At 38.1% G+C, this 24,819-nt stretch carries 20 protein-coding genes; 4 read left to right on the forward strand and 16 right to left on the reverse strand.

Annotation, left to right across the window (positions count from 1 at the left end):
• Positions 1-17: 17 nt before the first annotated feature.
• The 3 genes from ACFSGI_RS11085 to ACFSGI_RS11095 form a co-directional block, all read right to left on the reverse strand.
• Positions 18-950, reverse strand: a complete 933-nt coding sequence (locus tag ACFSGI_RS11085; RefSeq protein ID WP_204824191.1) for a LysR family transcriptional regulator — start codon at positions 948-950, stop codon at positions 18-20.
• A 194-nt stretch (positions 951-1,144) separates the two neighbouring features.
• On the reverse strand, positions 1,145-3,550 hold the full coding sequence (locus tag ACFSGI_RS11090; protein ID WP_204824192.1) for a putative bifunctional diguanylate cyclase/phosphodiesterase: 2,406 nt from the start codon (positions 3,548-3,550) through the stop codon (positions 1,145-1,147).
• Between the two features lie 264 nt (positions 3,551-3,814).
• Entirely contained in the window at positions 3,815-4,549 is a 735-nt protein-coding gene (locus ACFSGI_RS11095; RefSeq protein ID WP_204824193.1) for an SDR family oxidoreductase, read from the reverse strand.
• A gap of 136 nt (positions 4,550-4,685) precedes the next feature.
• Between ACFSGI_RS11095 and ACFSGI_RS11100 the strand changes: the two genes are divergently transcribed.
• Positions 4,686-5,522 (forward strand): helix-turn-helix transcriptional regulator, encoded by an 837-nt coding sequence (locus tag ACFSGI_RS11100; protein WP_204824194.1) that lies wholly within the window; start codon positions 4,686-4,688, stop codon positions 5,520-5,522.
• Positions 5,523-5,844: 322 nt separating this feature from the next.
• Here the strand turns inward: ACFSGI_RS11100 and ACFSGI_RS11105 are convergent, their stop codons facing one another.
• Positions 5,845-7,383, reverse strand: coding sequence for an acyl-CoA synthetase (locus ACFSGI_RS11105; RefSeq protein WP_204824992.1), 1,539 nt, complete (start codon positions 7,381-7,383; stop codon positions 5,845-5,847).
• A 212-nt stretch (positions 7,384-7,595) separates the two neighbouring features.
• Here ACFSGI_RS11105 and ACFSGI_RS11110 point away from each other — a divergent pair, with 212 nt between their 5' ends.
• From ACFSGI_RS11110 to ACFSGI_RS11120, 3 genes are all read left to right on the forward strand, one after another.
• Positions 7,596-7,910: an ArsR/SmtB family transcription factor gene (locus tag ACFSGI_RS11110; RefSeq protein WP_204824195.1), complete on the forward strand. Its 315-nt coding sequence runs from the start codon at positions 7,596-7,598 to the stop codon at positions 7,908-7,910.
• A 69-nt stretch (positions 7,911-7,979) separates the two neighbouring features.
• Complete coding sequence (locus ACFSGI_RS11115; protein WP_204824196.1) at positions 7,980-8,411, forward strand: DMT family transporter; 432 nt, start codon at positions 7,980-7,982, stop codon at positions 8,409-8,411.
• Between the two features lie 12 nt (positions 8,412-8,423).
• Entirely contained in the window at positions 8,424-8,885 is a 462-nt protein-coding gene (locus ACFSGI_RS11120; protein ID WP_204824197.1) for a DMT family transporter, read from the forward strand.
• 182 nt (positions 8,886-9,067) lie between these two features.
• Here ACFSGI_RS11120 and ACFSGI_RS11125 read toward each other — a convergent pair whose 3' ends face one another.
• From ACFSGI_RS11125 to ACFSGI_RS11180, 12 genes are all read right to left on the reverse strand, one after another.
• A complete protein-coding gene (locus ACFSGI_RS11125; protein WP_204824198.1) occupies positions 9,068-10,531 on the reverse strand; it encodes a glycoside hydrolase family 1 protein in 1,464 nt (487 codons plus the stop codon).
• Positions 10,532-10,594: 63 nt separating this feature from the next.
• Positions 10,595-12,493, reverse strand: a complete 1,899-nt coding sequence (locus ACFSGI_RS11130; RefSeq protein ID WP_204824199.1) for a beta-glucoside-specific PTS transporter subunit IIABC — start codon at positions 12,491-12,493, stop codon at positions 10,595-10,597.
• A gap of 132 nt (positions 12,494-12,625) precedes the next feature.
• Positions 12,626-13,468, reverse strand: coding sequence for a BglG family transcription antiterminator LicT (gene licT, locus ACFSGI_RS11135; RefSeq protein ID WP_204824200.1), 843 nt, complete (start codon positions 13,466-13,468; stop codon positions 12,626-12,628).
• Between the two features lie 175 nt (positions 13,469-13,643).
• Entirely contained in the window at positions 13,644-16,046 is a 2,403-nt protein-coding gene (locus ACFSGI_RS11140; RefSeq protein ID WP_204824201.1) for a bifunctional diguanylate cyclase/phosphodiesterase, read from the reverse strand.
• Between the two features lie 305 nt (positions 16,047-16,351).
• On the reverse strand, positions 16,352-17,203 hold the full coding sequence (gene rhaD / locus ACFSGI_RS11145; RefSeq protein WP_204824202.1) for a rhamnulose-1-phosphate aldolase: 852 nt from the start codon (positions 17,201-17,203) through the stop codon (positions 16,352-16,354).
• Positions 17,204-17,404: 201 nt separating this feature from the next.
• On the reverse strand, positions 17,405-18,040 hold the full coding sequence (locus ACFSGI_RS11150) for an RraA family protein (RefSeq protein ID WP_204824203.1): 636 nt from the start codon (positions 18,038-18,040) through the stop codon (positions 17,405-17,407).
• A gap of 26 nt (positions 18,041-18,066) precedes the next feature.
• Entirely contained in the window at positions 18,067-18,891 is an 825-nt protein-coding gene (locus ACFSGI_RS11155) for an IucA/IucC family C-terminal-domain containing protein (protein ID WP_204824204.1), read from the reverse strand.
• The gene (locus tag ACFSGI_RS11160; RefSeq protein ID WP_204824993.1) at positions 18,872-19,681 is read right to left on the reverse strand and encodes an ABC transporter ATP-binding protein; all 810 of its coding nucleotides are present in this window, start codon (positions 19,679-19,681) and stop codon (positions 18,872-18,874) included. The genes ACFSGI_RS11155 and ACFSGI_RS11160 overlap by 20 nt, the downstream gene beginning before the upstream one ends.
• 55 nt (positions 19,682-19,736) lie before the next feature.
• On the reverse strand, positions 19,737-20,792 hold the full coding sequence (locus tag ACFSGI_RS11165) for a FecCD family ABC transporter permease (protein WP_204824205.1): 1,056 nt from the start codon (positions 20,790-20,792) through the stop codon (positions 19,737-19,739).
• The gene (locus ACFSGI_RS11170) at positions 20,789-21,799 is read right to left on the reverse strand and encodes a FecCD family ABC transporter permease (RefSeq protein WP_379283205.1); all 1,011 of its coding nucleotides are present in this window, start codon (positions 21,797-21,799) and stop codon (positions 20,789-20,791) included. Before ACFSGI_RS11170 ends, ACFSGI_RS11165 begins: the two co-directional genes overlap by 4 nt.
• A 215-nt stretch (positions 21,800-22,014) precedes the next feature.
• Complete coding sequence (locus ACFSGI_RS11175; protein WP_379283207.1) at positions 22,015-22,974, reverse strand: ABC transporter substrate-binding protein; 960 nt, start codon at positions 22,972-22,974, stop codon at positions 22,015-22,017.
• Between the two features lie 159 nt (positions 22,975-23,133).
• A complete protein-coding gene (locus ACFSGI_RS11180; RefSeq protein WP_204824207.1) occupies positions 23,134-24,750 on the reverse strand; it encodes an AraC family transcriptional regulator in 1,617 nt (538 codons plus the stop codon).
• Positions 24,751-24,819 lie beyond the last annotated feature (69 nt).

Genomic DNA, 24,819 nt, shown 5'->3' on the forward strand with positions numbered 1-24,819 from the left:
CTCCTGTATAAGTGTAATCATAATAAGAACTGATTCAGATCAAGCAAGTTCTGAGAAATCATATCGTTAAGTAGTTCGATATATTGAGCTGTGATTTCACTAGGTTGTCGATCTTTATGAGCAATCCAACCAATCGTTACTGTCTCATTGGTTTCGACAGGTACAGAGATTAACTGGTGTCCATTGAGTTCAGATACGAGAATACCTGTCCCTATCGTATATCCGTCTGTTCCCAATAATAAATTAGACAATGTCGCCCGGTCACTCACTTTAATACTTTTTTCATTGCTTCGAATACTTAACATTTCTTCAGAGAAGTGTAATGAATTGTTAACTCCTTGTTCAAACGTAATATATGGAAAACCAAGCAATTCCTCCATCTTGACTGTTTCTTTATTTGCTAAGGGATGCCTGCTACGAATCAGAACATGTGGACTCGTATTAAATAAAGGCGTGAATTTGAGATTGCCATCACTAAAAAGCTTATTCATCACTTTGAAGTTACGCTCATTAATATACAGAATACCGATATCACTACGCAGAGAACGCACATCTTCAATAATCGGATACGTCTGTGTTTCTCGTAAATGAAAACTGTATTCATTCACATCACTTTGCTTCATCAATTTGACAAACGCATCTACAACAAACGCATAATGCTGTGTAGATACCGAAAAGTGAATTTGGGTACGATTTTTACCATGATAGCGGTTTTCGATCAGTTCTGTTTGTTCTATGATCTGACGTGCATAACCGAGAAACTCCATTCCATCGATAGAAATACTGATTCCTCGATTGGTACGATCAAAGATAGTAATCCCTAACTCATTTTCAAGTTCTTTAATCGCGTTGGAAAGGCTCGGTTGAGAAATAAAAAGACGTTTGGCTGCTTCATTCATCGAACCGCAGTTAGCAATTTCGATAGCATACCGTAGCTGCTGCAATGTCAACCGTATTCCTCCTTATCCATCCTTTTTCAATAGTATGATATGAGATGTTGCTTGAGATGTTATATTTCAGTCTAATCGTAGCATATATGTTCAACTCCAAAAAATCAAAACCTTTTGGTTAGTAGATATCTATGTATATCAAAATAAGCTAAAAAGCAGTTCATCCTTATTACAGGAGAACTGCTTTGCTATACTTATAATGCTTGATCGATACGAGTATTTTCTTCCAAATCAAGATATAACTTACGTTCGATATCTCTAGCTTTCATTGGTTTGCCATAATAATATCCTTGAATTTGAAAACACCCCAATTGAGATAACATTTCTACTTGCTCTCCCATCTCTGCTCCTTCGGCAATCACATTCATATTTAATTGCTGAGCTAATTCGATAACAGAGCGCACGACTGCCACATTTCGTGGATTGGTTCCAATATCATAGATCAATGAACGATCAATTTTGATAAATTGGAAAGGAAAGCGTGTAATCGTTCGTAATGAAGAATATCCTGTACCAAAATCATCGACCGCCAAAACAACACCCATATCTACAATCGATTTGCATACTTTTAAGATTTGTTCTTCTTCTCGAATAGCTTCACTTTCTGTAAACTCCAGACAAAGCAGATGAGGCGGTAATCCTGTTTCTTTAAGAATAGACTCTACTTTTTTCGCAAAGTTAGGATCACTTAATTGACTAGCAGACACATTAACAGATATTTGTAAATCGGTATGCCCTGCTTTGATCCATGCTGCGGCTTGATAAGCAGCCTCTTTCATCACCCATTCTCCAATTTGACGAATAGTTCCATTTTGTTCTGCAATCGGAATAAAATCTACCGGTGAGACAATTCCCAGATCGGGCGAACTCCATCGCAACAACGCTTCTACTCCAAATACTTGTTGAGTACGACTATCAACTTGAGGTTGGTACACTAGAGAAAATTCTCCAAGACTCAGTGCATTTTCTAATCCTTGTTGTAGTAGTAGATGCTTTTCAGCTAATCTTTTGAGCTGTTTAGTAAATATATGATATTGATTTCGACCGGAACGTTTGGCGACATACATCGCTGTATCTGCATGTCGTAGCAACGTTTCAGAATCTTCTCCATCATCAGGAGAGATACTAATACCGATACTACAAGAAACTCTATAATATTTACCTACGATAACCACCTGTTGTTCAAAAGCATGTATAATCTGGTTCGCAATATCGATTGCTAATTGCTCCCCTTCTCCTGAAGCGAGTTCAATCATAATAGAGAATTCATCCCCACCCATACGAGCTACTACAGCATGAGGAGGTACATTTTCTTGTAAAAGCTGAGCGACATGCCGTAACAAAATATCTCCAGCAGAGTGACCCATCGTATCATTGATCCATTTGAAATGATCCAGATCAATTTGCATGACAACTACTTTAGTGCCGTATTCATTTGCTTTATCAACAGCCATCCACAATTTGCGATTAAATTGAAACCGATTAGAAAGCCCAGTCAACGGATCATTATAAGCCAATTCGATCAATTGTGCTTCATTCAATTGTTGCGCTGTAATATCACGCACCAATAGATAACAATATAACTCTCCATCAATCTCTAAAAAATCATTATTCACTTCAACAATGTAGGTCATGCCTGTTAAGTTACGTATTTGTACTTGATGGCTCTGCAAGATCGTACGATTCTCAAATGCCTTTTTCAATCGTTCCCGACAATTATGTTTATCTTCATGTTGAATAAGGGTAAAAATATCGATTTCACCTTCGGATTCATCGACAGCAGCTAATAAGCGAAAAGCAGGATTGGCTTCAACCGCAATTCCATTTCGATTCATCAAAGCGATACCGCTACTAGATAATGTAAATAAAAGTTTGTATCGACGTTCTGCTGCTGCCAAAAAGTTATACTTGCGCATCGCAATATGAAGCGTAACTGCTAAGATTAACCCTGAATATGCGGGTAGACTTGCAATCGGGAAATATGGTATTTCTCTGTAAAAAGAAGTATACACAAAAGTTATTACCAACCATATAGACGCTATAATACTACCTTTCATAATAGTACCCATCATACGTTTCTCACGCTGATATAATAAAGAACCATTCATTTTTCGATAAGTAAGTACGACAAATGTAATAAGAGTTGTCAAACTATAAAGAGCAATAATAATAAACATTATATCAAACGAAAGCGAACGATCTTCTACTCTCCAATATTTACTCTGGGTAATCATAATATTAAAAAGATACGGATACACATTAAGTAAAGGAATACCCACTAGCGGAATACAAGCCATTATATGAACCCGATATCTAGGAATACGCAAGTGACTTAAATGTGCAAAAAAATAAATAAGCAAGGTCATCGCCAAAAATGAAAGATTATATCCTAGAAAATAAAAGGCTAATTGTCCGTATCGGAATTCTAATGTATGCATAAGAAAATCGCTTAAAAATATCAATCCCAATGTAAACATAACCATCATCGTTAATCGATGCAAAGGATGGTTAGGGTTTCTTAAAATTACATTGATCGCTAAAGTAGTAAGAAATAAAAAAGGTATAAATAAACTAATGACACTAATCAAAAAAATAAACATAGTCTTATCCTCCAACTTAACGCACGATAACGTTATATCTTAAATATCGAACATTTTAGACAAAAAGATTAGTGATAAAAGTGATCTTTGAATAACTTTTATGATAATAGTACGGATTCATAATTTTATTTTCTAAATAAGTAAAAATATGTATAATAATCATGCGTTTTGTATCATACATTTAAATAAAAGCCACCTCCTATTTTGAAGTGGCTTTTTAAATATTTGAATGTATAAGATTGTACTACCTTTATTTAGTCCAGGTTATGAAGTCGCAGTGGGTCTGATAATGATTTCATTGATATCAACTTCTTGCGGTTGTTGAACTGCATATAAGATAGCATTAGCAATAGCGCTAGCTGGTATAGAAATACGGCGATATTCCTTCATTTCAGCGCGAGCTTGCTCATCCGATATATGATCAGCTAATTCAGATTCAGTAACACCGGGAGATATAAGAGTTACTTGAATATGTCCACTTGATTCCTGACGTAATCCTTCTGTGATTGCTCGTACTGCAAACTTGGTAGCGCAATATACTGCTGCTGTTGGACTTACTTGATATGCTCCTACAGAAGCGATATTAATAAAATGCCCTGTCTGTTGCTTTTCCATAACAGGTAATCCTGAGGCAATTCCATGTAGAACACCCCGGATATTAACATCAATCATTTGATTCCATTCTTCAACCTTGTAACTATGAAGCGGAGATAATGGCATCACTCCAGCATTATTGATTAACACATCTACACGTCCGAATTTTTGCTGGGCAAAAGCTACAAATTCATGCATCTGCTTTAGGTTGGTGACATCTAACGTACAATATTCTGCTTGTCCACCTGCTTCTTTTAACTCTTGTACTACCTTTTGTAAACGTTCTGTTCGTCTTGCTCCGAGAACCACACACGCTCCAGCTTTACATAATACACGTGCTGTCTCTTCTCCAATTCCACTACTTGCTCCAGTAATTAATACCACTTTATTTAAAATCATATCCATGTTGTAATCCTCTCCTTTGCTTGCTCCTAGTGTATAATGAAAGAATTCTATGATATAGATAGGCGTTTATCCTAGGATTAATTGTCCCTGTCTAATCTATACATAGATTTATAAATAAGCTTTGTAGGAGGTCGCTATGTTAGAAGTCGATCGTCAATCGGAATTAGGAGATTTTCTAAAAAATCGTCGTGCTCGAATATTACCTGCACATGTTGGACTACCAGAAAATGGACGTAGACGAACTCCAGGGTTACGTCGTGCTGAAGTTGCTATGCTCGCTGGAGTAAGTGTAGATTGGTATACGTATTTAGAACAGGGTCGAGATATACAAGTCTCTATTCAAGTGCTAGAAAGTATAGCTCGTGCTTTACAACTAGATGATTTTGAACGTAAACATCTTTTTTTGTTAGCGCATTGTCAATTACCGCCTCATATACATCCACCTCAATTTCAAGTTAGCGATACTGTACAACGTTTTTTAGATCAACTAGGTCATGCCCCTGCTTGCGCTATTGATGCAAAGTTAAATGTTTTATCTTGGAATAAAGCTTTTTCAGTGGTGTATGGAGACTATAGCTATTTGAACGAACAGGATCGAAATCTGGTTTGGCGCACCTTTACTTCTAGTGAATTCATTGCTCTGAAAGGATCACAATGGAAAGAACATGCGCTTCGTCTTGTCGCTCAATTTCGTGCAAAATACGCTCGCTTTATTGAAGATCCGTGGTACACGGACTTTGTTATAAATTTAAAAAAAGTAAGTGAACCTTTTCGAGAATTATGGGAATTGCATGAAGTATTAGATGCTCCAGAAGGTCGTAAAATTATTCTTCATCCTCTTGTGAAAGAACTTGCTTTTGAACATATTTCTTTTCAATCATTAGATTCTCCTGATATGCAAATTCTTGTTAATATAGCTTTACCTGAATTTGATACTGCTCGTAAACTAGCTATTCTTATAGATCAGAAGTAGTGTCAGTCTGCTTCTGATCTGGTTTATAGTTGACTATTTTGTTGTTGTATATGTGATCTGAGTGTGTTTTTCTTTTTTTCGACTGAGCACCTGATGTATGCATACTTGAGTATGATGCGATCCCACTTTTGATTTTATTATTGTGAATTTTTCATATGTTGAAATATTTATTAAAGTCATTTTTTGAAGCGGTTATTTTTAGAAAAGAATAAATTAATTCTTATTGCTCATTCATTCACAAAAAAAGAAAAAGCAACAAAAATAGCTCATATTCAGCCATTTTCGTTGCTTTTGCGTATATTTATTTCTTTTTCTCTATTTTTTAAAGACTGTTGTTCTTTTTCTCTTGTTCTCTTAATTCTATTCTGCGAATTTTGCCAGAATTGGTTTTTGGAAGATCGGTCACAAACTCTATTTTGCGTGGATATTTGTATGGTGCTGTCCACTCTTTCACATGAGTTTGTAATTCTTTTATTAATTCTGGAGTGCCTTCTACCCCATCTTGTAACACAATAAATGCTTTAACCACATGACCGCGAACTTCATCAGGACTGGCTACGGCTGCACATTCTTTGACTGCTGCATGCTTCATTAATGCTTCTTCTACTTCAAAAGGCCCTATCGTATATCCAGAGCTAATAATAATATCGTCGCCCCGTCCTTCAAACCAGAAATAGCCATCTTCATCTTTCCATGCACGATCTCCAGTCACAAAGTAATCGCCATGAACGTTAACCTGCTTGCGTTCTGGATTCAGATAGTACGTCTGGAATAAAGCAGGCATATCCAGTCGAACAGCAATATCTCCTACCTGTCCTGCCGGTACAGGAATACCTTCTTCATTTACCACTTCGACTAATCCAGGAGACATTGATTTCCCCATAGAACCTAAACGAATTTCGGTATCAATCAGATTACCGATCAATAGTGTACTTTCTGTCTGTCCATAACCATCACGAATAGTAATATCGAAATGACGCTTAAAGGTATGAATTACTTCTTGATTCAATGGCTCACCCGCCGAAACAGCACTACGCAAGTTAGGCAATTGATATTCATCTAATCCTTCGATTTTCGCCATAATCCGATATTCTGTTGGTGTACAGCAAAGTACTTGGACATTGTAATCATGTAGCAAATGCAAATAACGCTTAGGATGGAATGATCCGTTATAGACGAAGCCTGTTGCCCCATTTCCTAAAACAGATAAGAAAGGACTCCAGATCCACTTCTGCCAGCCAGGTGCTGCGGTTGCCCACACTGTATCACTATCGCGGATATCAAGCCAGGGTGAAGTAATACGAAGGTGAGCGTATGCCCAGCCATGCGTATGGACTACACCTTTAGGGTTGCCTGTTGTTCCTGAAGTATAGGCTAGAATCGCCATATCATCTCGACGGGTATCGACTGCTGCAAATTCCTCTGCTTGTCCATCTAATAGTGAATCTAATCCAATCCAGTTCTCGGATAAAGTAACTGCTTCATTAGAAACAGCGATACGATACTTCCATGATGGCAATTCATCTTGAATTTTGTCTACTTCGCCCATTACATCAGACCAAGCAATAACCGCTTTGGCTTGAGAATGATCCAGACGATATGCCAAGTCTTTTGCACGCAACATTTCTGAAGACGGTATAATGACCAGCCCACTTTTTAGACAAGCCAGATAGATCACATAAGCAATAATCTGTCTTGGTACCATGACCAACACGCGATCCCCTTTTTGAAGCCCTAGCTTCACCAATCCATTTGCCAGACGATTTGCCTTTTTCAACAAATCTCCGTAAGTGATCTCTGCATAATCATCATGTTCGTTTAACCATTTTAAAGCAATCTTATCAGCATCATGACGTTCCATTTCTGACGTCAGATTATATTGTTCGGGTGCAATCCATTTTTGATAATCCAAATGAGTAATCTCCTTTATTCAATCATAATATAAGTGTTTCCACTTCTGCATAGTATACCACGTCTTAAGACCAGGTTCTAATATCAAAAGTCATAATTCTATTTATCCTAACAGAAAAGATCTAATTTGACATATCGCTATTATTCGATATAATAGCCTGTATGACAGAAATCGATATTTTTAAAGCTCTTTCTAATGAGACGCGTTTAAATATTTTGAAATGGTTGAGAGAACCTGAGAAAAACTTTCCCCAGCAACAAGCGCATCTGCCTAAGGAGGTAAGTATCAAAGGTGGCGTATGCGTAGGCGATATCCACGATAAGGTGAATTTATCTCAGTCAACAGTTTCACATTATTTATCTATTATGCAAAAAGCGGGTCTTCTTGAAGCTGTACGTTATGGACAATGGACGTATTATCGTCGTAATGAAGATACAATTAAGAAAATAGCTAAGTTCTTAAACGAAGAAATTTGAACAAAGCTAGTTTCTTTTTTTGAAGATATATCGATTATTCGAGATATTTATATAAAAGGAGTGAATCATGTGCGTAAAATATTGATTTATCTAGCTGCTATTGTTGCCGGTATGTCGCTAAGTATAGAGGCTGCTATCGGTGGTGCGCTAGGTGAACACGTTGGAGAATTAGAAAGTACGTATTACATTTTTATTATCGGGGCTATGGCTACCTTTTTGGTTACTTTATTCTTCGGTAAAGGAAACTTGGGAGCGATATTTACCGTTCCCAAATGGAATCTGCTTGGTGGTCTGTTAGGCGTTGTTTATCTTGCTTTACTTGTAATAAGTGTAACTTTGATCGGTGTAGGTATATCGATTACCGCTGTTATTATTGGACAAATTGTGATTAGTATTATTATCGAACATTTCGGACTTCTAGGCTCACCCAAAATCAAATTTAATGTCAATCGATTGGTAGCTGTTGTGTTGCTTACTGTATCGTTTTTCTTAGTCTTGTAGGAGGTCAATATTATGAATATAGCTATGTTAATTATTCCTTTACTAGCAGGTATCGGATTAGGTATCCAATCTGCGATCAATGGTACACTTGGTAATAAGATCGGAACGATAGAGAGTGCTTTTTTCACCTTTTTTACAGGTGCTATTTTCTTGACCATTATTGTTAATTTCTTTGGACAAGGTAATATTTTGAATATCCATGAAGTTCCTAAATGGCAATTGCTTTGTGCGATTTTCGGTGTTGTCTATCTTTCATTAATGGTATTAGCTGTTCCTAAGATTGGTGTAACGGCTGCGGTTATTTCTGTGATTGTTGGTCAATTGGTAGCAAGTATGGCTATTGATCACTTTGGTTGGTTTGAAAGTGCAACGATCCATTTTGGAATCAAGCGTCTTATCGGAGTGATCTTAATGTTTGTCGCTTTGTTTTTTGTTTTCCGCGAGAAAACAGCTACCAAAACAGCTTCACAATAAGATAGCTACTCTTACTTGTGAACAAACTTTATACCGTTTATTCTGCTCTATCATATAATCTGTACTTTTATATAATATCTAACCTAAAAAAGCTAAGTTCTATGATATACAGAACTTAGCTTTTTTTATTGAAATACACAGTCTAGCAAATACATCATGTAGAGATTGTTAGCATCAACCTATTAGCTCAAATCTTCACCATTACTAGCAATCACTTTTTTGTACCAATCAAAACTTTTCTTTTTAAAACGTTGCAGTGTTCCCTGACCTTCATTGTCTTGATCGACATAGATAAATCCATAACGTTTAGACATTTCAGAGGTAGAAGCACTAATAATATCGATAGCGCCCCAGCTAGTATAACCCATCACATCTACTCCATCTTTAATCGCTTCTCTCAATTGACCAAGATGTTGTCTAAAATATTCAATCCGGTAATCGTCTATAATGCTCCCATCTGCTTCCAGTACATCCGATGCGCCCAGTCCATTTTCCACTACAAATAAAGGCACTTGATAACGATCATACATTTCTTTGAGCGCATAACGCAGACCTTCAGGATCGAGTTGCCATCCCCATTCGGTTACTTCTAGATATGGGTTTTTGACAGTACTGAATAGATTTCCTCCAGTTACTCCATAGTCTTCTGGTGTAACGGTAGAGATCAGTGTCATATAATAACTGAATGAGATAAAATCGACAGTGTACTTTTTCAAAATAGCTTCGTCTTCCGCTTCCATCTGAATCTCAATCTCATTTTCAGCGAAAAAGCGCTTGGTGATCGGTGGATAGCTTCCTCGTACCTGCACATCGGTATACATGAGATTCATTTGATTATCGAATTGACACTGAATCATATCGGCTGGCTTGGAAGTCGCAGGATAATGTAACATCCGGGCTAACATACAGCCAATCTGAAAGTCAGGATTGATTTCTTTAGCACGCTTGGTCACTAGACTACTCGCTACAAATTGGTGATGCAATGCTTGATATGCCGCTTGTTGCGGGTTCTCTTCTCGGTCTGTAATAATGCCTGCTCCGGTAAAAGGTTCAATAATCGTCGTATTAATCTCGTTAAATGTAAGCCAGTATTTGACTAAATCTTTGTAGCGGGTCATCACTGTTTCTGCGTATTTTTCAAAAAATCCAATTACCGCACGATTTTTCCAACTACCGTATTTTAATACCAAATTCATCGGCATTTCATAATGAGAAAGAGTCACTAGAGGTTCAATATTGTATTTGCGTAATTCTTTGAACAAATCTTCATAATGCTGTAGCCCTTTTTCATTAGGCTGTGCATCATCACCATTCGGGAAAATACGTGTCCATGCAATCGATAAACGAAATACTTTAAAACCCATTTCAGCAAATAGGGCAATATCTTCTTTATAATGATGATAAAAGTCGATCCCGTAACGCTTCGGGTATCCTTCGGCTGTTCGATGTTGCAACGCTTGGTCTATCGATTCACTAGAACGATGCATTAATGAAGCAATATCGCTGTAATTTTTCGTTTTGGTGTACGAGACCATATCTGCGGTAGATAATCCTTTGCCATCCACATTAAAAGCTCCTTCTGCTTGATTGGCTGCAATCGCTCCGCCCCATAGAAAATCTTTTGGAAAAATGTGTTCTGTTGTCATATAAGTAGCTCCTTTATATTAAAATGTTTATGATTTTAGAATGAAATATTACATCATGATGAATTATAGTTTTAGTTGTAAAACCGCTTGATTGATCTGAATATCGCCTGTCTGAATCGGTTCGATCTGTTGATAATCAGTAGTATTGGTCACAACCATCGCTGTTGTAATATCATATTGTTCAGCAATTTTATCCAGTTCAAATGTAAGCAATAGATCGCCTACATTCACTTGATCGCCTGTTTTGACATGAGTTTCAAAATACTCTCCACGCAGTTTGACGGTATTGATACCTACATGAATCAGAATCTCTGCTCCATGCTCGCTACGTATCACCATTGCATGTTTGGTTTTGAATACGTTAAGCACTGTACCAGTCACCGGCGATGCCAAAATACCTTCAGATGGTACAAAAGCAATTCCTTTACCCATCATTTCATCTGCAAATGTAGGATCGTTGACCTCTTGCAATGCAATCGCTTGTCCATTCATCGGAGACATAATCTGCTCAGATGCTAAAGTAACTGGTGCAGGAGTAGCTATACTTTCCGATTCTACAGGTGTAGAAGGTATTACTTCTTGCTGTGCTGGATTCACTACATTTTCTTTGATTCCTAGAATATAAGAGACAATGACTGCTACGATAAAAGCAACTACCATACTGAGTAAAGAGTATACAAATGTAGGGCCAACCAATGCAGGTAATCCAGGAATACCACCATTACCAGCCAGTACATAAGCGTTCGCTCCAAATCCTAAAGCAATTGCTCCCCCTGCTGCACTACCGATCAATCCTGCAAGAAATGGCTTTTTATACGTAATATTGACACCGTAAATCGCAGGTTCGGTTACACCCATCAGCGCGGTTAATCCTGTAGACAATGCTAATGATTTCAACTTTTTATCTTTTGCCCGGAAAAATACACCGAAGGTAGCTCCTGCTTGTCCCATATTAGCGATATAGGTAATCGGCAAAAATTTATCGACACCGAACTTCGCCAGATTGCTAATAATAACAGGTACAAGCGCGTAATGCATACCGGTCATCACTAATAGCGACATCGTTCCACCGATAAGTATACCTGCAAAAATTCCACCTTTAGCAATCAACCAGTTGATCACACCGGACAATCCATCGCCGATAAACGTACCTAAAGGGCCAATCAAAATAAGAGTAATCGGTACAACCACCAACAATGTAATCAGCGGTACAAATAACAATTTAAGAGAAGAAGGCATATAACGATCTACATACTTTTCTACATACGACATCAACCAGATCGATAATAAAATAGGAATAACAGACGAAGCATAACTTACGGCTGTAACAGGAATACCGATAAAGTTCACTCCATTACCAGACGATAATAACGCTCCCATATCTGGATATAACAACGATGCTCCTACAGCGACAGCAACATAAGGATTCGCTCCAAATTTACGAGCAGCACTGACCGCTAACAAGATCGGCAAGAAGTAAAACACTCCATCGCCGATAGCTGAAATAATACGATACGTATCTGTACCTGCGGACATCCATCCTAAGGATACCAGTAAAGCGATCAATCCTTTAAGTAAACCTGCTCCTGCAATCGCTGGTAAAATCGGTGCAAATACACCTGAAATCACATCAAAAATACTGGAAATCACATTTTTCTTTTTCCTTGAAGAATCTTTGCTTTCTTCACTTTGAGTCGTATTCTCGCTATTTTGCAAAGTGGGATATTGTTGTACCAGGCTATCGAATACTTTAGGAACATCGTTACCGACAATCACTTGAAATTGATCACCTGATATATTGGTGCCCATCACTTTGTCGATCGATTTCAAAGCCGTTTGATTCACTTTACTGTTGTCTTTCAGATCGAACCGCAGGCGTGTAATACAATGAAATACCGAATTAATATTGTCTGTTCCTCCTACCGCTTCGACGATTTGTTTGGCAGTTTCTAGATTGCTCATAAGCTCATCTTCTCCTATACCCTTGTACGGGTGTGATTTTGCCAATAAAAAAACCTGAACGAACAGACTTATCGTAGATAGGTCTAATCATTCAGGTATTGCCTGCCAGAGCAGTAACAAGCCTTGGTTATTTTATTGTACTGGTTTATTTTTGACCAAACGCTCTACATGCAATGTAAGATACAATTGCTCAGAGTGGGTCATCGTATAACCGTAGTTTTTAAGAATAAATGTTTTGATTTTGCGAATACAGTTAAAGCTTTCCTGATAATTCTTTTTCACGACCTCATACAGATACTCTTCTGCATCATCATAACTAGCATGAGTGATAACGCGCTGACAGAAGTATTTGAGATGCGTAATAAAGCGGAAATAACTGATACTATCTTCATCATATTCGATACTGAAATGGTACTTAATAATATTCATAATTTCCTGAAGCAATTGCATCAAGTGAGTAACATCATTCATCGAATCATTCACTTCAGCATTGATAAAGTGCAAAGCAATATTGCAAATTTCTTCTTTGGGAAATTCTATATTTAATCGTTCTTTAAGCAGTGTCAAAGCTTCTTTGGCTACATCATATTCTGCTTTGTAGAAATGTTGTACTTCCCATGATAGCGGATTACGAACAATCATATTTTTCTGAATACGTTCTGTGGCAAAATGAATATGATCGGATAATGAAACGTAAATACCATCGCTGATCTTTTTATTTAATTGTGTGCGTGCCAGACTGACAATATCATCAGTCACTTGCAAAATTTCAATCGGAACCTGCATTACAGTTGCTTTGAATTTCTCATAGATAGTTGCATCTTGTAAGCGAAAAATCTTCTCAATCTGATTCTGATGGATCGGATCACCTACATGAGAGTTAAAGCCAATACCCCGGCCGAGGACTAATAATTCTTGATGATTATCATCAAGTGTACTTACAATATTGTTATTAAAAATTTGCTTAATAATCATATTCAGTCACCTACTTCTTCGACTATCTTTCATGTGAGAACACGAAAAAGGGCAAAACAACAAAAGGAATACAATACTGTATCCTAATGTGGTTTTGCCCGCATTACCGGTAACAAGCCTTGCCTTTACGTTATCATGATCTGAAAACGGTGTCAATCCCTGCTCATGCTTTCAGTTACGACACACGACTATGAATTGCATTTTCTGGCGCAAGAGGACGACTATAATAGAATCCTTGTACGTTGTAACATTTCCACTCTTTCAGTAAAGCTACTTGTTCTTCTGTCTCTACACCTTCAGCAATAATCTTCAATCCTAATTGCTTCGCCATCGAGATAATCATTTCAGCAATCGCGCGACTGTCTTTATCTACTGTAATTTTGCGTATAAAAGATCGGTCGATTTTGAGACAGCCGATTGGCAAATTATGCAAATAACTAAGTGAGCTATATCCTGTACCAAAATCATCCATTGATACCGAAATACCGGATTGTTTTAATTTACTAAGAATATCGATTACATGCTCTTCATTATGCATCATCGCACTTTCTGTAATCTCAATTTCTAATAAGGTTGGATCGAAATCTAGTTCTTTTAACGTTTTGATAATAGTCTCGTAAATATCAGGTTTCATTAAGTGAATCGGAGACACGTTAACAGCAATGGGAACTGCATCATAACCTTCACACTGCCATTTTTTACTTTGCAAACAAGCGGTACGTAACACCCATTGTTCTAAAGCAATAATCATTCCTGACTTTTCTGCTAACGGGATAAACGAAAGCGGTGGAATCTCTCCCAAAATCGGATGATACCAGCGAACAAGAGCTTCATATCCAATAATAAGACCTGTACGAATATCGAATTTGGGTTGATAGACTAATTTCAACTGGTTATTATCGATTGCTTGTTCTAGATCATTCTCAAGCATAATCTGTTCTAGACTGCTTTGATCGGATACAGCGTCATAGAACTGATACTGAGAACTACCATTTTCTTTGGCTGTATACATCGCTGTATCTGCACGCTGAGTCAATACACCTGCGGATGCTCCATCTTCCGGGAAACGAGCAATACCGATAGAAGCAGATAGTTTTACTGCATGTTTTTCAATATGAAAAGGTTGTACAAATCTTTCGACGACTTTGGTAGCTATTTTTTTGATCTCTTCAATATCGGATAAGCCCGGGATAATCACTGTAAATTCGTCTCCACCCATACGAGCGACAAAGCTGTCTTTAGGCAAGCAACTTTTCAGCACAAGACCAGAATGACGAATAACAGCATCTCCAAACGCATGTCCGAATAAGTCGTTAATCCGTTTGAACCGATCCAGATCGATAAAGAATAACGTAAAAGGTGAATGATGATTATCTACCATCGTATACATAGATAGTCTAGTTTCAAAAGAACGGCGATTAGCCAGTCCTGTCAATTCGTCATGATATGCTAGATGACGGATCGTTTCTTGATCTCTTTTGCGTTTGGTAATATTTTTGACGATTGTATAAGCACCTTCGATTTTGCCATGTACAAAAATAGGAATAGACGTTAACGCTATCGATAGTGTGCGATTTTTTTGATAGCTTAATTCCAGATCGATCGTACTTGAGTGACCGCTTAATACCAATTCAAGATGCTCTTGAGCAAGAATCTTCTGCTCTCCTTCTAGCAAGTCTGTAGCACGCACTCCAATCAACGTCTTGCCTAGTTCACTCGACATTTTCTGTGCGCGGCGATTAATCCCGGTAATCACACCATTGATATCAAACTCAATCACACTATCTGGATTCTGCTCATATAAAGAACTATAATACTGTTCTCGCTGAATCATTTCCCGATTTTCTTTTTGTTCACGTATAAAAATAAAACTATCTGGTATCGCATATAGACAAGTAGCTACAAAAATCATAAAAATATAAGGAATAAGATAGGATTTCTCTGTCAATCCCATTTGATCAAAAGATAGTACAGAATACGCACAAAGCAAAGGAATACCTGACAATCCTATTCCTGAAGTGATCGTGCCAAAAATCAGCGTAGGCGAACGTAGACCATGTTGCTGGTTACGACTGGATAGCGAAAACAAGCGCATCACTGCCAAACAAATAGAAATAGCGATAGGAACTGTCATCAGAATAAGTTCAGGTTGCCAGATCAAAAATCCTCGAAATAGATATAATGTATTTGCATAATCAAACACTAAAATCATAACTGCTACCGTAAGACTGGTCATAAAAAATTGCATTGATCCACGCCATGAAGAAAAAGCATACCGCGAAGCTGCAAATACAGCTCCATAACAACCAATAATCGTAAAGACAAGATGAAATCCATAATATTTCATAGTGATCGGAACATTCATTGATATAGGGATTAAAATATGAGAAGTACTAAAAGCCAAAGCACCAACAAGAGCTATCATACGCTGTCTTTTTTTCATATATTGATTACGCAACGAAGGGCTAGACCACGCAGAACCAATAACTATGACAGCACAACCTACCATAGAAGCTAAGGCGGCTATAAAAACATATAGCCAGTGGACGGGTATCGTTGTTTCCAAAATCGTATTCATTTTTCTGCCTCTTTCGCCACGTTTCTATATTCGTTCTTCATTAGTTCTTTAGACTAAAATAAAATGAGTCTTTTATCATATAAATATAAACTAAAAGTAATGATTTTAAACCTATTTTACATAATAATTGTTAATAAAGTATGATTATTTTTTATTTTTCGCTATTTTTCGTAAAAAAATTCAAAATTTATTCATTTTTTTCTATTTTGAAGCCTTTTTATGAATCTAAAGTCCTAATTTAAATATAAAAAAAGTAGAACATTATATTAATGATCTACTTTTGTAAAAAGAATTATAGCGATTTATTATGATGTTTGAATTTGTAAAATTCCTGTACGCGGAGTCACGCCAAAAGCTGTTGCCAGCTCGGCTAATTGTTGATCTGTTATTTTCTGACGAATACAATGATGAGCAGTCAACATATAAATTTGTGCTGCTTTTTCGATCGTTTCGATAAGTCCAAAAGCTTCATCTATTGAGTGCCCTGTTCCAAATATACCATGATGAGGCCATAATACTGCATGATGATCTATCATCTTCTGCGCAGTTGCTTGACCGATTTCGTTAGACCCTGGTACCATCCAGGGAATGACTCCAATTCCATCTGGAAAAACTACAATACATTCGGTACACATTCCCCATAATGCTTTGGTAAATTGATTTTCGTCAAGATCATGTACAAAACTCATTGCTATTACATTTGTTGCGTGATTGTGTATCACCACCCGGTGCAGAGGATCGACTTTTAACCGTTCGATATGACTCATAAAATGAGAAGCCAGTTCACTTGTCGGTACAGCACCATTTTTGAAGCCCCATAATACTTCTAACTGTTCTCCACTGTCAGCTACACGCAAAAGACCTAAATTTGCTTCAGGATCATCTATTACATTTTTAAAATATTTGCCTGATCCTGTAACGATAAAATATTTACCTGCTAATTCATGTACAGGAAATGCAGGCTGAATCGTATAATGTACATGCTGAATATCTATATAGGGCGAGACTTGTTCTTCATCAAGTATACAGCTTACATTTCCACCATTACGTTCATCCCAACCGAATTTCCACATATTATAGGTCGTTTCTGCCATTTCGCGTACAAAAGGAATATGCATCCCTGCTTTGACGGGTTGAGTTGCTGTTAAGCTATCCATGTTACATCTCTCCTATTCAATATGGGTTAGGATGATACGTACACAATCATATATATTATACTTTGTGAAAATAATCACTTTATTTATAATATTATATTACCTCTACTTAAAGTATAAGTCAACAAAAAAAGACATAAATAAACATAAATAAAGATTTTCATCATCTTTTTATATTTGTTTATGTCTTTTTATATAAAGTTATTATATTTCGGGTAATGGGTATGGCTGTATAAGATCATATCCGTATTTGATGCGATTGAGCTCTTCTTGTTGTTGCTTTGCCAAAGCTTTTTCCCCTAGTATCTGTGCATGATCAGGATGAATAGCAAATACTCCGTCATCATCGCCAATAATCAAGTCTCCTGGTTGCACCGTTACACCACATACACTAATCGGTGTATTTACTTCCCCTTCCATATCCAAGCTTCGAGTAGTTAATGCACTGGTTCCTGTCGCAAATACCGGAAAATTCAATGCTCGAATGACTTTTACATCGGTGGCACAACCAGAGATGACTACACCTGCTACTTCTTTTTTCATCGCTACATAGGTACGAAATTCTCCCCAACATGCTCGAAAATCATCCCCTGACATATCTACTACAATCACATCGCCAGGCATCACCTGTTGTAACGCATGTCGAATCGCTGTGGAATCAAGATGAGGAATACGTACAGTCACCGCATTGCCGAGCAGTCGAATCGGACGAAAAAGAGGCTGTATTCCTCGTAAAAACCCAAAGTCTGTTAGATGACCTAATGTAGAAGGCTGAAGCTGACTGTAGAGTGTGATTAACTCTGCTGTAACCCCCTGGACGCGTGGTTCAATACGCAACATCTGCTGTACTCCTTTCGCCATTACATCTATACATTTTCATATTTGCAAATTTTGGGACAGGTTGGACAATAATCAGATGGAGCCGGCAACTCGTAATGAGCACAGCACGTTTTGCGTACACGTTGCGGTTGCTCTGAACGAGGAACTGCACGCTTTTTCGTATAAAATTGTGCCAGTGGATTGCGTCTTTCTCCAAAGCAATCATTCGGTGCTTGTTGAGTCAGATAATGAAGATCCTGTTGTATGTGTTGACGCTGTTCTTCATTTGCTTCTTTCAATAACCGATTTTCGTATAGTACATATACATAGATCGCTATATTTTCCCACAGAATTGTTCGAGAAAGTGAAGATACTTGCGATATATTTTGTAAAATAGGTTGCAGATGTTGTGCAAATACACGACGTACAATCTCTTCTCGCTGTTGTGCGTACACTTCATTATTGGTTACATCAGCAGATTGAAGTTGATAGACACTTGGATCACGTAACAATAGATTAGGCATCCATGTTTTGCGAGTAGGTAATTGGAAATAAGCAGATTCGAGCTGACAGTTATCGATAGTCAGTGAAAATGTTTTGCGATACATACTCATTGCATACAATATAGGGCATACCATCATAAAAGCATATCGCTTAGAAAACATCGACGCTGTGAGTGCTCGTGAAGATGAACGATACAACGGTTGTAACCGATCCAAATAGGCGGCACATTGCCGAGGGTCTAACAATACAGAAGAAGTGACATTGTACTCATTATCTTCTGCTATCTGATTGGTTAATCTTAATTCTTGATTCAGATACTCCCATTCATGTGATTCCCAGGTAGTAAGATTAGACAGAGAGCGATTCATGCAGAACTCTCCCCTTTCCGTAAGGTATAAGCATAGGTGTCCCAAATAAAGGATCGCGCGCAATCTGACAACGCATTTCAAAAACCGATTGTACATTGTCTACAGTCATAATCTCTTCCGGTGTTCCTTGTGCGTAAATCCCTCGATTGTGTACAGCAATCATATGATGAGCATACCTGCAAGCCAGATTGAGATCATGTAGTACCATTACGATCGTGCGCCCTTCACGCTCATTCAAATCAAATAACAAATCCAAAATTTCAACTTGGTGGGTCATATCAAGATACGTTGTTGGTTCATCTAACAATAAAGTATCTGTTCCTTGTGCTAGTGTCATCGCTATCCATGCACGTTGACGTTGTCCACCCGATAATGAATCCACTGCTCGATCTGCTAGCTCTACCATATGTGTTAATTCCAATGCTCGTTGAACAGCTTGTTCATCTTGAATAGACCATTGTTTGAGCCAGCTCTGATGTGGATATCGTCCTTGCTTCACTAATTGTTCTACGGTTAATCCTTCAGGAGCATTCGGGCCTTGCGGTAAAATAGACATCCGGCGGGCGATTTCTTTGGTAGAAATATGAGCAATCTCTTCTCCCGCTAGCAGTATCGATCCATTGCTCGGTTTGAGTAAACGGGCTAATGTACGCAAAATGGTCGATTTGCCACAACCATTGCTTCCGATCAAAACAGTAATTTCACCTTTAGGAATATGCAAATTCAGATTTTGGATAATAGGATCTGCTCCATACGTGATCGTTAGATTGTGCGCTTCGATTTGATCTATCATCTGTTCCTCCTTATATGCTCAATATATACATGTCAGTATATAAGATTTTTTTTCAAAACCGATTCCGATGTTGATACAACAAATAGATAAAAAAAGGAGCTCCAATCGCCGCTGTAAATATACCTGCTGGAATATCGATAGGATAAAAAGCTGTTCGAGCGATCACATCGGCTACAAATACAAGTAAGGCTCCAAGCAAGCCCGAGGCAAGTGCAACACTACCAAAAGTACGACCTACCCATCTGCGCGCAATATGTGGTGCGATTAAGCCGACAAAGCCGACCGCTCCGACAACAGCAACAGCACTTCCCGCCAAAATAACGCTTAGCAGTAACAACATCAAGCGATGCTTCTGTACCTGTACACCCAGACCTAGTGCTACATCATCGCCCAATTCTTGCGAATTAAGACTTCGAGCAAAGTATAAAAGTAGCGGAATCGCTACTATACATACAGGCAAAATCGAATAGACTCCACTCCATGTAGCGCCATACACACTACCTGTTAACCAGATATATACTTTGCTTGCGGTAAATGAAGAACTGACCACTAACATAAAAGTCGTCATTGCACTCATTCCTGCCGATATACCAATCCCGATCAATACTAATCGCATCGGTGTGACTCCATTTTTCCAGGACAACAGATAGATCAACCCGGATACAAGTAGTGCTCCTACAATAGCCGCAACCGGCAACCAATCGATACTTAAATGAAATAGACTATTCCCATATGAAAGAAATAAAACAGCCGCAACCGATGCTCCGCCTGTAATGCCGATAATATCCGGTGAAGCTAACGGATTACGAATCATTCCTTGTAAAATAGCACCGGACATGCCTAATGCTGCTCCTGCAAGCAAGCCTACCACAGCACGCGGTAAGCGTAATCGATACAATACAAAATCATAGTTACCTGAACTGTGACCAAATATCGCTCTGATCACTTCCCACGGATGTATCCATGTCTCTCCGATCCCTACACCTATAATGCCAATAATAATAACAAACGCTGTTAATATCGCCAAAGTACGAACTGACCTTTTTTCTAATTGCATATGAAATCTCGCAGAACGACTGCGTAATATCCAATATCTATGTTTGTTCATTTCCATGTCACTCCTTTGCGAGCGATACAGATAAAGAACGGTACGCCGATAAATGCTGTCATTACACCTAATGGAATCTCTGCCGGTATAATCACTAATCGTGCAATTAGATCGGCTGTCATTAACAACAAACCTCCCAAAGCACCGGAAAAAGGAATAATCCAGCGGTAATCGGCTCCGACAAGTGCACGTGCAATATGAGGAATAAATAACCCTACAAATCCTACAGCACCTACTATAGCTACCGAACCACCTGCAAGAATAACAATGATCAAGCCAATCACCAGTTTGAGTAACAGCACACGTTGACCCATACCTTTAGCAATCTCTTCACCGGTAACAAATAAATTGATCGCTCGTCCCATACCTAATGCAGTCACACCTGCAATTGTAAGTAACGGAAGCACAGGTTGTAACATCGCCAATGTACGTCCACCAATCGCTCCAGCTAACCAGAATAATACATTTTGCATACCTGTTTCATTCAATACAAGCATCGCCTGTGTAAATGAAGTAAATAAAGCCAGAATCGCTGATCCTGCTAGCACAATCTTAATCGGTGTTAATCCGTCTCGTCCTATCGACCCCAATCCATAGACGATCACAGCCGCTACCAATGCCCCTGCAAAAGCAAACCACATCAGTTGCGTCATTTCGGTTATCGAAAATAATAGACTAGCGATCACGACAAAAAAGATCGCTCCTGCGTTAATCCCAAATGTACTAGGTGAAGCTAATGGATTACGTGTTAATGCTTGCATTAATGCACCTGCAACTGCTAGACTGGCTCCTACTACAATTCCGATAATGGCACGCGGTAATCGCTCGGTATAGACGACAACATCTGCTATCGAGTCAGGATTGTAATGAAATATTGCCGCAAACACTTCGTGTAGTGGTACAAAAGTTCGTCCTAGCATTGGACTGATTGCCAGAACAATCATACATAATAGTAACGTAATGATTAAGCCACACCATTTGGCTGTATTACTTTTGAATAAAACCAATAGACATTCACTCTTTCGTTATTCCATTTTGTTAAATGATTATAGTTAGACGACTACATATACTCATAACAATAAATGTGATAAAAGGAGGAGCAGGTAATAAAAAATACCTGTTCTCCTCCTTTATCATATAAAAAATGAATAAATTCTTTATCCGTCTGACCATACATAGTCATCATATTGAATGATTGAATATATATCCTAGCAAATTACAATCACTTGGTTTGAGGCTTGTCTAGTTTGTAGATATCGTACAATTCGTCTAACATCAGGCCTGCTGAAATATAACCACCTGCTAGATTCCAATTGACTTCATTTACTTTATAGATTTGATTGTTTTTGTAAGCTTTTAAGTTTTTCCATAACGGATGACTTGTCCATTGTTGATAGTTTTTTTCGATAGCGGCTTTGTCTGTACCCGAATCGAATACAAAGATCACATCTGCATCCATATCAGGAATACTTTCTTTGGAGTTGACTTTGATACCCCATTCTTCTTGTTCTTGTGATGCAGGACGGGTGAATCCAAGTTCTTTTAAGATCAACCCTGCATAACCCATATAATAAATACGAGCATGATCCGCGCGGAAATTCACGATAGAAGCTTGAATAGGCAACCGATCTCCCATTTGCTTTTTGAAATCAGCTACACGATCTTCCCATGCTTGCAGTAGTTGTTTGCCTTTGTCTTGTTCATTTAAGACTTGACCGACAAGATCAACTGTTTTTTTCCAATCATAGACTTGATCTACCATAACGGTTGGAGCAATTTCGGATAACTGAGCATACGTAGCTTCGTTACGGAATTTGGAACCGATAATAAGATCTGGCTTTAGATTATAAATTTCTTCCAGATTCGGCTGCGTTTCAAGTCCGACTGTAGGTACGCCTGCCAGATCTTTTTTCAAATAATCATAAGCAGGTTCTCCTGTATGCGCTTCGACTACACCTACAGGTTTTACACCATAGGCCACTAGCACATCGGTTGCTCCTTGATATAATGTCACAATCCGTTTTGGTGTTCCTTTGATTTCTGTCGTTCCCATTTCATGCTGAATCGTACGCACTCCTGATTCTGCGCTAGCATTTTCGCCTACCGCTTGCGCTGTTGGATCAACTGCGTTTTTATTGTTATTCGCACCACAACCTGCAAGAATAATTACGATTGTCATCATGATGCACAACATATGTATACTTTTAAACGATTTCCTTTTCAACATGGTCTGTATTCTCCCTTTCTGCTCACTACAATTGATATTGATTCTCATTATTAATTATAGTGAACGTCTTTTCCTTTAACATGGACAATTCAGTCTAGTACTTGGAATAATCCGTCATTTGTCGTTTTTATCCAAAAACAATTGACGTACTTTCTCTAATAACATCAAGTGTGAAAAAGAGTTATAACAGGTATGCATATGTTGAGTAGTATACATTTCGTAGACCGAATCTTGCTGTACAGCTTTGAGTTGTTGCCACAGTGGATCAGCACACAAACGGAAAATTCCCTGCTCTATGCCAGCCTGCATACCTACTGTACCGTCATGTTGAAACGGTGTGATTAATATACAATCTGCATCGTAATTTATTAATTCCTCGGGTTGAATTTCATAGTAATGCGCGATATTTTCAACTCCGGCAGGCATCGTAAATCCTAAATCGTTGTACAATACAGCTCCTAGATTACGCTTGCCATAGATACAGATTTTGCTGTCTCCTACACCAAGAATCAGCAATGAACGTGAACCGAATGTATTTTTCAATTGTTGGCGTAATAATTGAGCAATATCTGCATATTGTTCTAACCAGACTTGAGCTTCTTGATCTTTACCTACAATGCGGGCAATCGTCTGAAAATGAACACGCCAGTCTTCAAAAAAAGGCAACGTGATCGTAGGCGCAATCTGCTCATACATTTTTTCTTTTTGCGACTTTTCAAAATCTCGAAATTCACAGGTTACTATCAGATCTGGTTGAGCATTCATTAACTTCTCTAGATCAGGCTTGTTATCTCCGATCGGAATCGTATGCTCGAATTGGGTTGTCACAGGATAAGCATTATTGATTACGGCTGCATACGGCTCTATGCCAAGCGCTACCAGATGACCGGTTAATAAGTGTTTGAGCGAAGCAATTTTATTGGAATAACGAATATTATGAATATACGATTTGGGTGAACGACCGGTTACTGCTTTGAATTTGCGGCTAAAATAAAATTCATCACTAAACCCTACTTGCTGAGCTACCGAACGAAAAGAATCATTTGAAAGCAATAGCACTTCTTTCGATTGATTAATGCGAAGTTCTGTTAGATGCTCCATCGGGCTTTTACCGACTACTTTTTTGAAGGCACGCGAATAATAATCTGCACTCATGCCTGCAATCTCGGCTAATTGATTGCGAGTAATAGATGTCGCATAATGCTGTTCCATATGATCCAGTGTAGCGGCGATAGCTTGATTCATATCAGGCTTCTGTTCTTGAGCATCTTCTTTGAACAAATGAATTAACAATTCTTGAAAAATAATATTCGCTTTCATCTGATCCCATAGATTCTCTTGATCATGCTTTTCTTGAATTTCACGCACTCGATCAACAAACCAGCGAAAGTGAGCAACATGAAGTTCATACAATCCAAGCAATTCAATTGGCACGAAGCTACCCTGTACATCAGGCTGTAATACATGAAAAGAAAGAATATAATATTCGGTACGAGTATCGCTCTCGATCATGATTTTGAGCGAAGCATGTGGAGGTACCAGAAATACTTTTTGCTGATGGAGATCATAACGATTACCGTTAATAATAATCTGCCCTTTGGCTTCTTTAAATAGTAAAAGACTATGCAATATAGCGTCGTAGCGTGGTAACACTTGATCCGCATATTGCACAGTCTGTAATTTATAGATATAGGAAGGAAATTGTCGATACTGATCTAATAGCTTACTCATTGCTCGTCGCCTTTCTATATAGATTGAGAATAATTATCATATTTCTGAGAACTATTCTCATTATATAGA

Source organism: Paenibacillus nicotianae, from assembly GCF_042681745.1.
Lineage (GTDB): Bacteria > Bacillota > Bacilli > Paenibacillales > Paenibacillaceae > Saccharibacillus > Saccharibacillus nicotianae.

Coding starts and splice junctions, on each gene's coding strand:
- ACFSGI_RS11090 (WP_204824192.1), bottom strand. CDS start 3,550: ATGTTTATTTTTTTGATTAGTGTCATTAGTTTATTTATACCTTTTTTA.
- ACFSGI_RS11095 (WP_204824193.1), bottom strand. CDS start 4,549: ATGGATATGATTTTAAATAAAGTGGTATTAATTACTGGAGCAAGTAGT.
- ACFSGI_RS11100 (WP_204824194.1), top strand. CDS start 4,686: ATGTTAGAAGTCGATCGTCAATCGGAATTAGGAGATTTTCTAAAAAAT.
- ACFSGI_RS11105 (WP_204824992.1), bottom strand. CDS start 7,383: ATGGAACGTCATGATGCTGATAAGATTGCTTTAAAATGGTTAAACGAA.
- ACFSGI_RS11110 (WP_204824195.1), top strand. CDS start 7,596: ATGACAGAAATCGATATTTTTAAAGCTCTTTCTAATGAGACGCGTTTA.
- ACFSGI_RS11120 (WP_204824197.1), top strand. CDS start 8,424: ATGAATATAGCTATGTTAATTATTCCTTTACTAGCAGGTATCGGATTA.
- ACFSGI_RS11125 (WP_204824198.1), bottom strand. CDS start 10,531: ATGACAACAGAACACATTTTTCCAAAAGATTTTCTATGGGGCGGAGCG.
- ACFSGI_RS11130 (WP_204824199.1), bottom strand. CDS start 12,493: ATGAGCAATCTAGAAACTGCCAAACAAATCGTCGAAGCGGTAGGAGGA.
- licT (WP_204824200.1), bottom strand. CDS start 13,468: ATGATTATTAAGCAAATTTTTAATAACAATATTGTAAGTACACTTGAT.
- ACFSGI_RS11140 (WP_204824201.1), bottom strand. CDS start 16,046: ATGAATACGATTTTGGAAACAACGATACCCGTCCACTGGCTATATGTT.
- rhaD (WP_204824202.1), bottom strand. CDS start 17,203: ATGGATAGCTTAACAGCAACTCAACCCGTCAAAGCAGGGATGCATATT.
- ACFSGI_RS11150 (WP_204824203.1), bottom strand. CDS start 18,040: ATGTTGCGTATTGAACCACGCGTCCAGGGGGTTACAGCAGAGTTAATC.
- ACFSGI_RS11155 (WP_204824204.1), bottom strand. CDS start 18,891: ATGAATCGCTCTCTGTCTAATCTTACTACCTGGGAATCACATGAATGG.
- ACFSGI_RS11165 (WP_204824205.1), bottom strand. CDS start 20,792: ATGAACAAACATAGATATTGGATATTACGCAGTCGTTCTGCGAGATTT.
- ACFSGI_RS11175 (WP_379283207.1), bottom strand. CDS start 22,974: ATGATGACAATCGTAATTATTCTTGCAGGTTGTGGTGCGAATAACAAT.
- ACFSGI_RS11180 (WP_204824207.1), bottom strand. CDS start 24,750: ATGAGTAAGCTATTAGATCAGTATCGACAATTTCCTTCCTATATCTAT.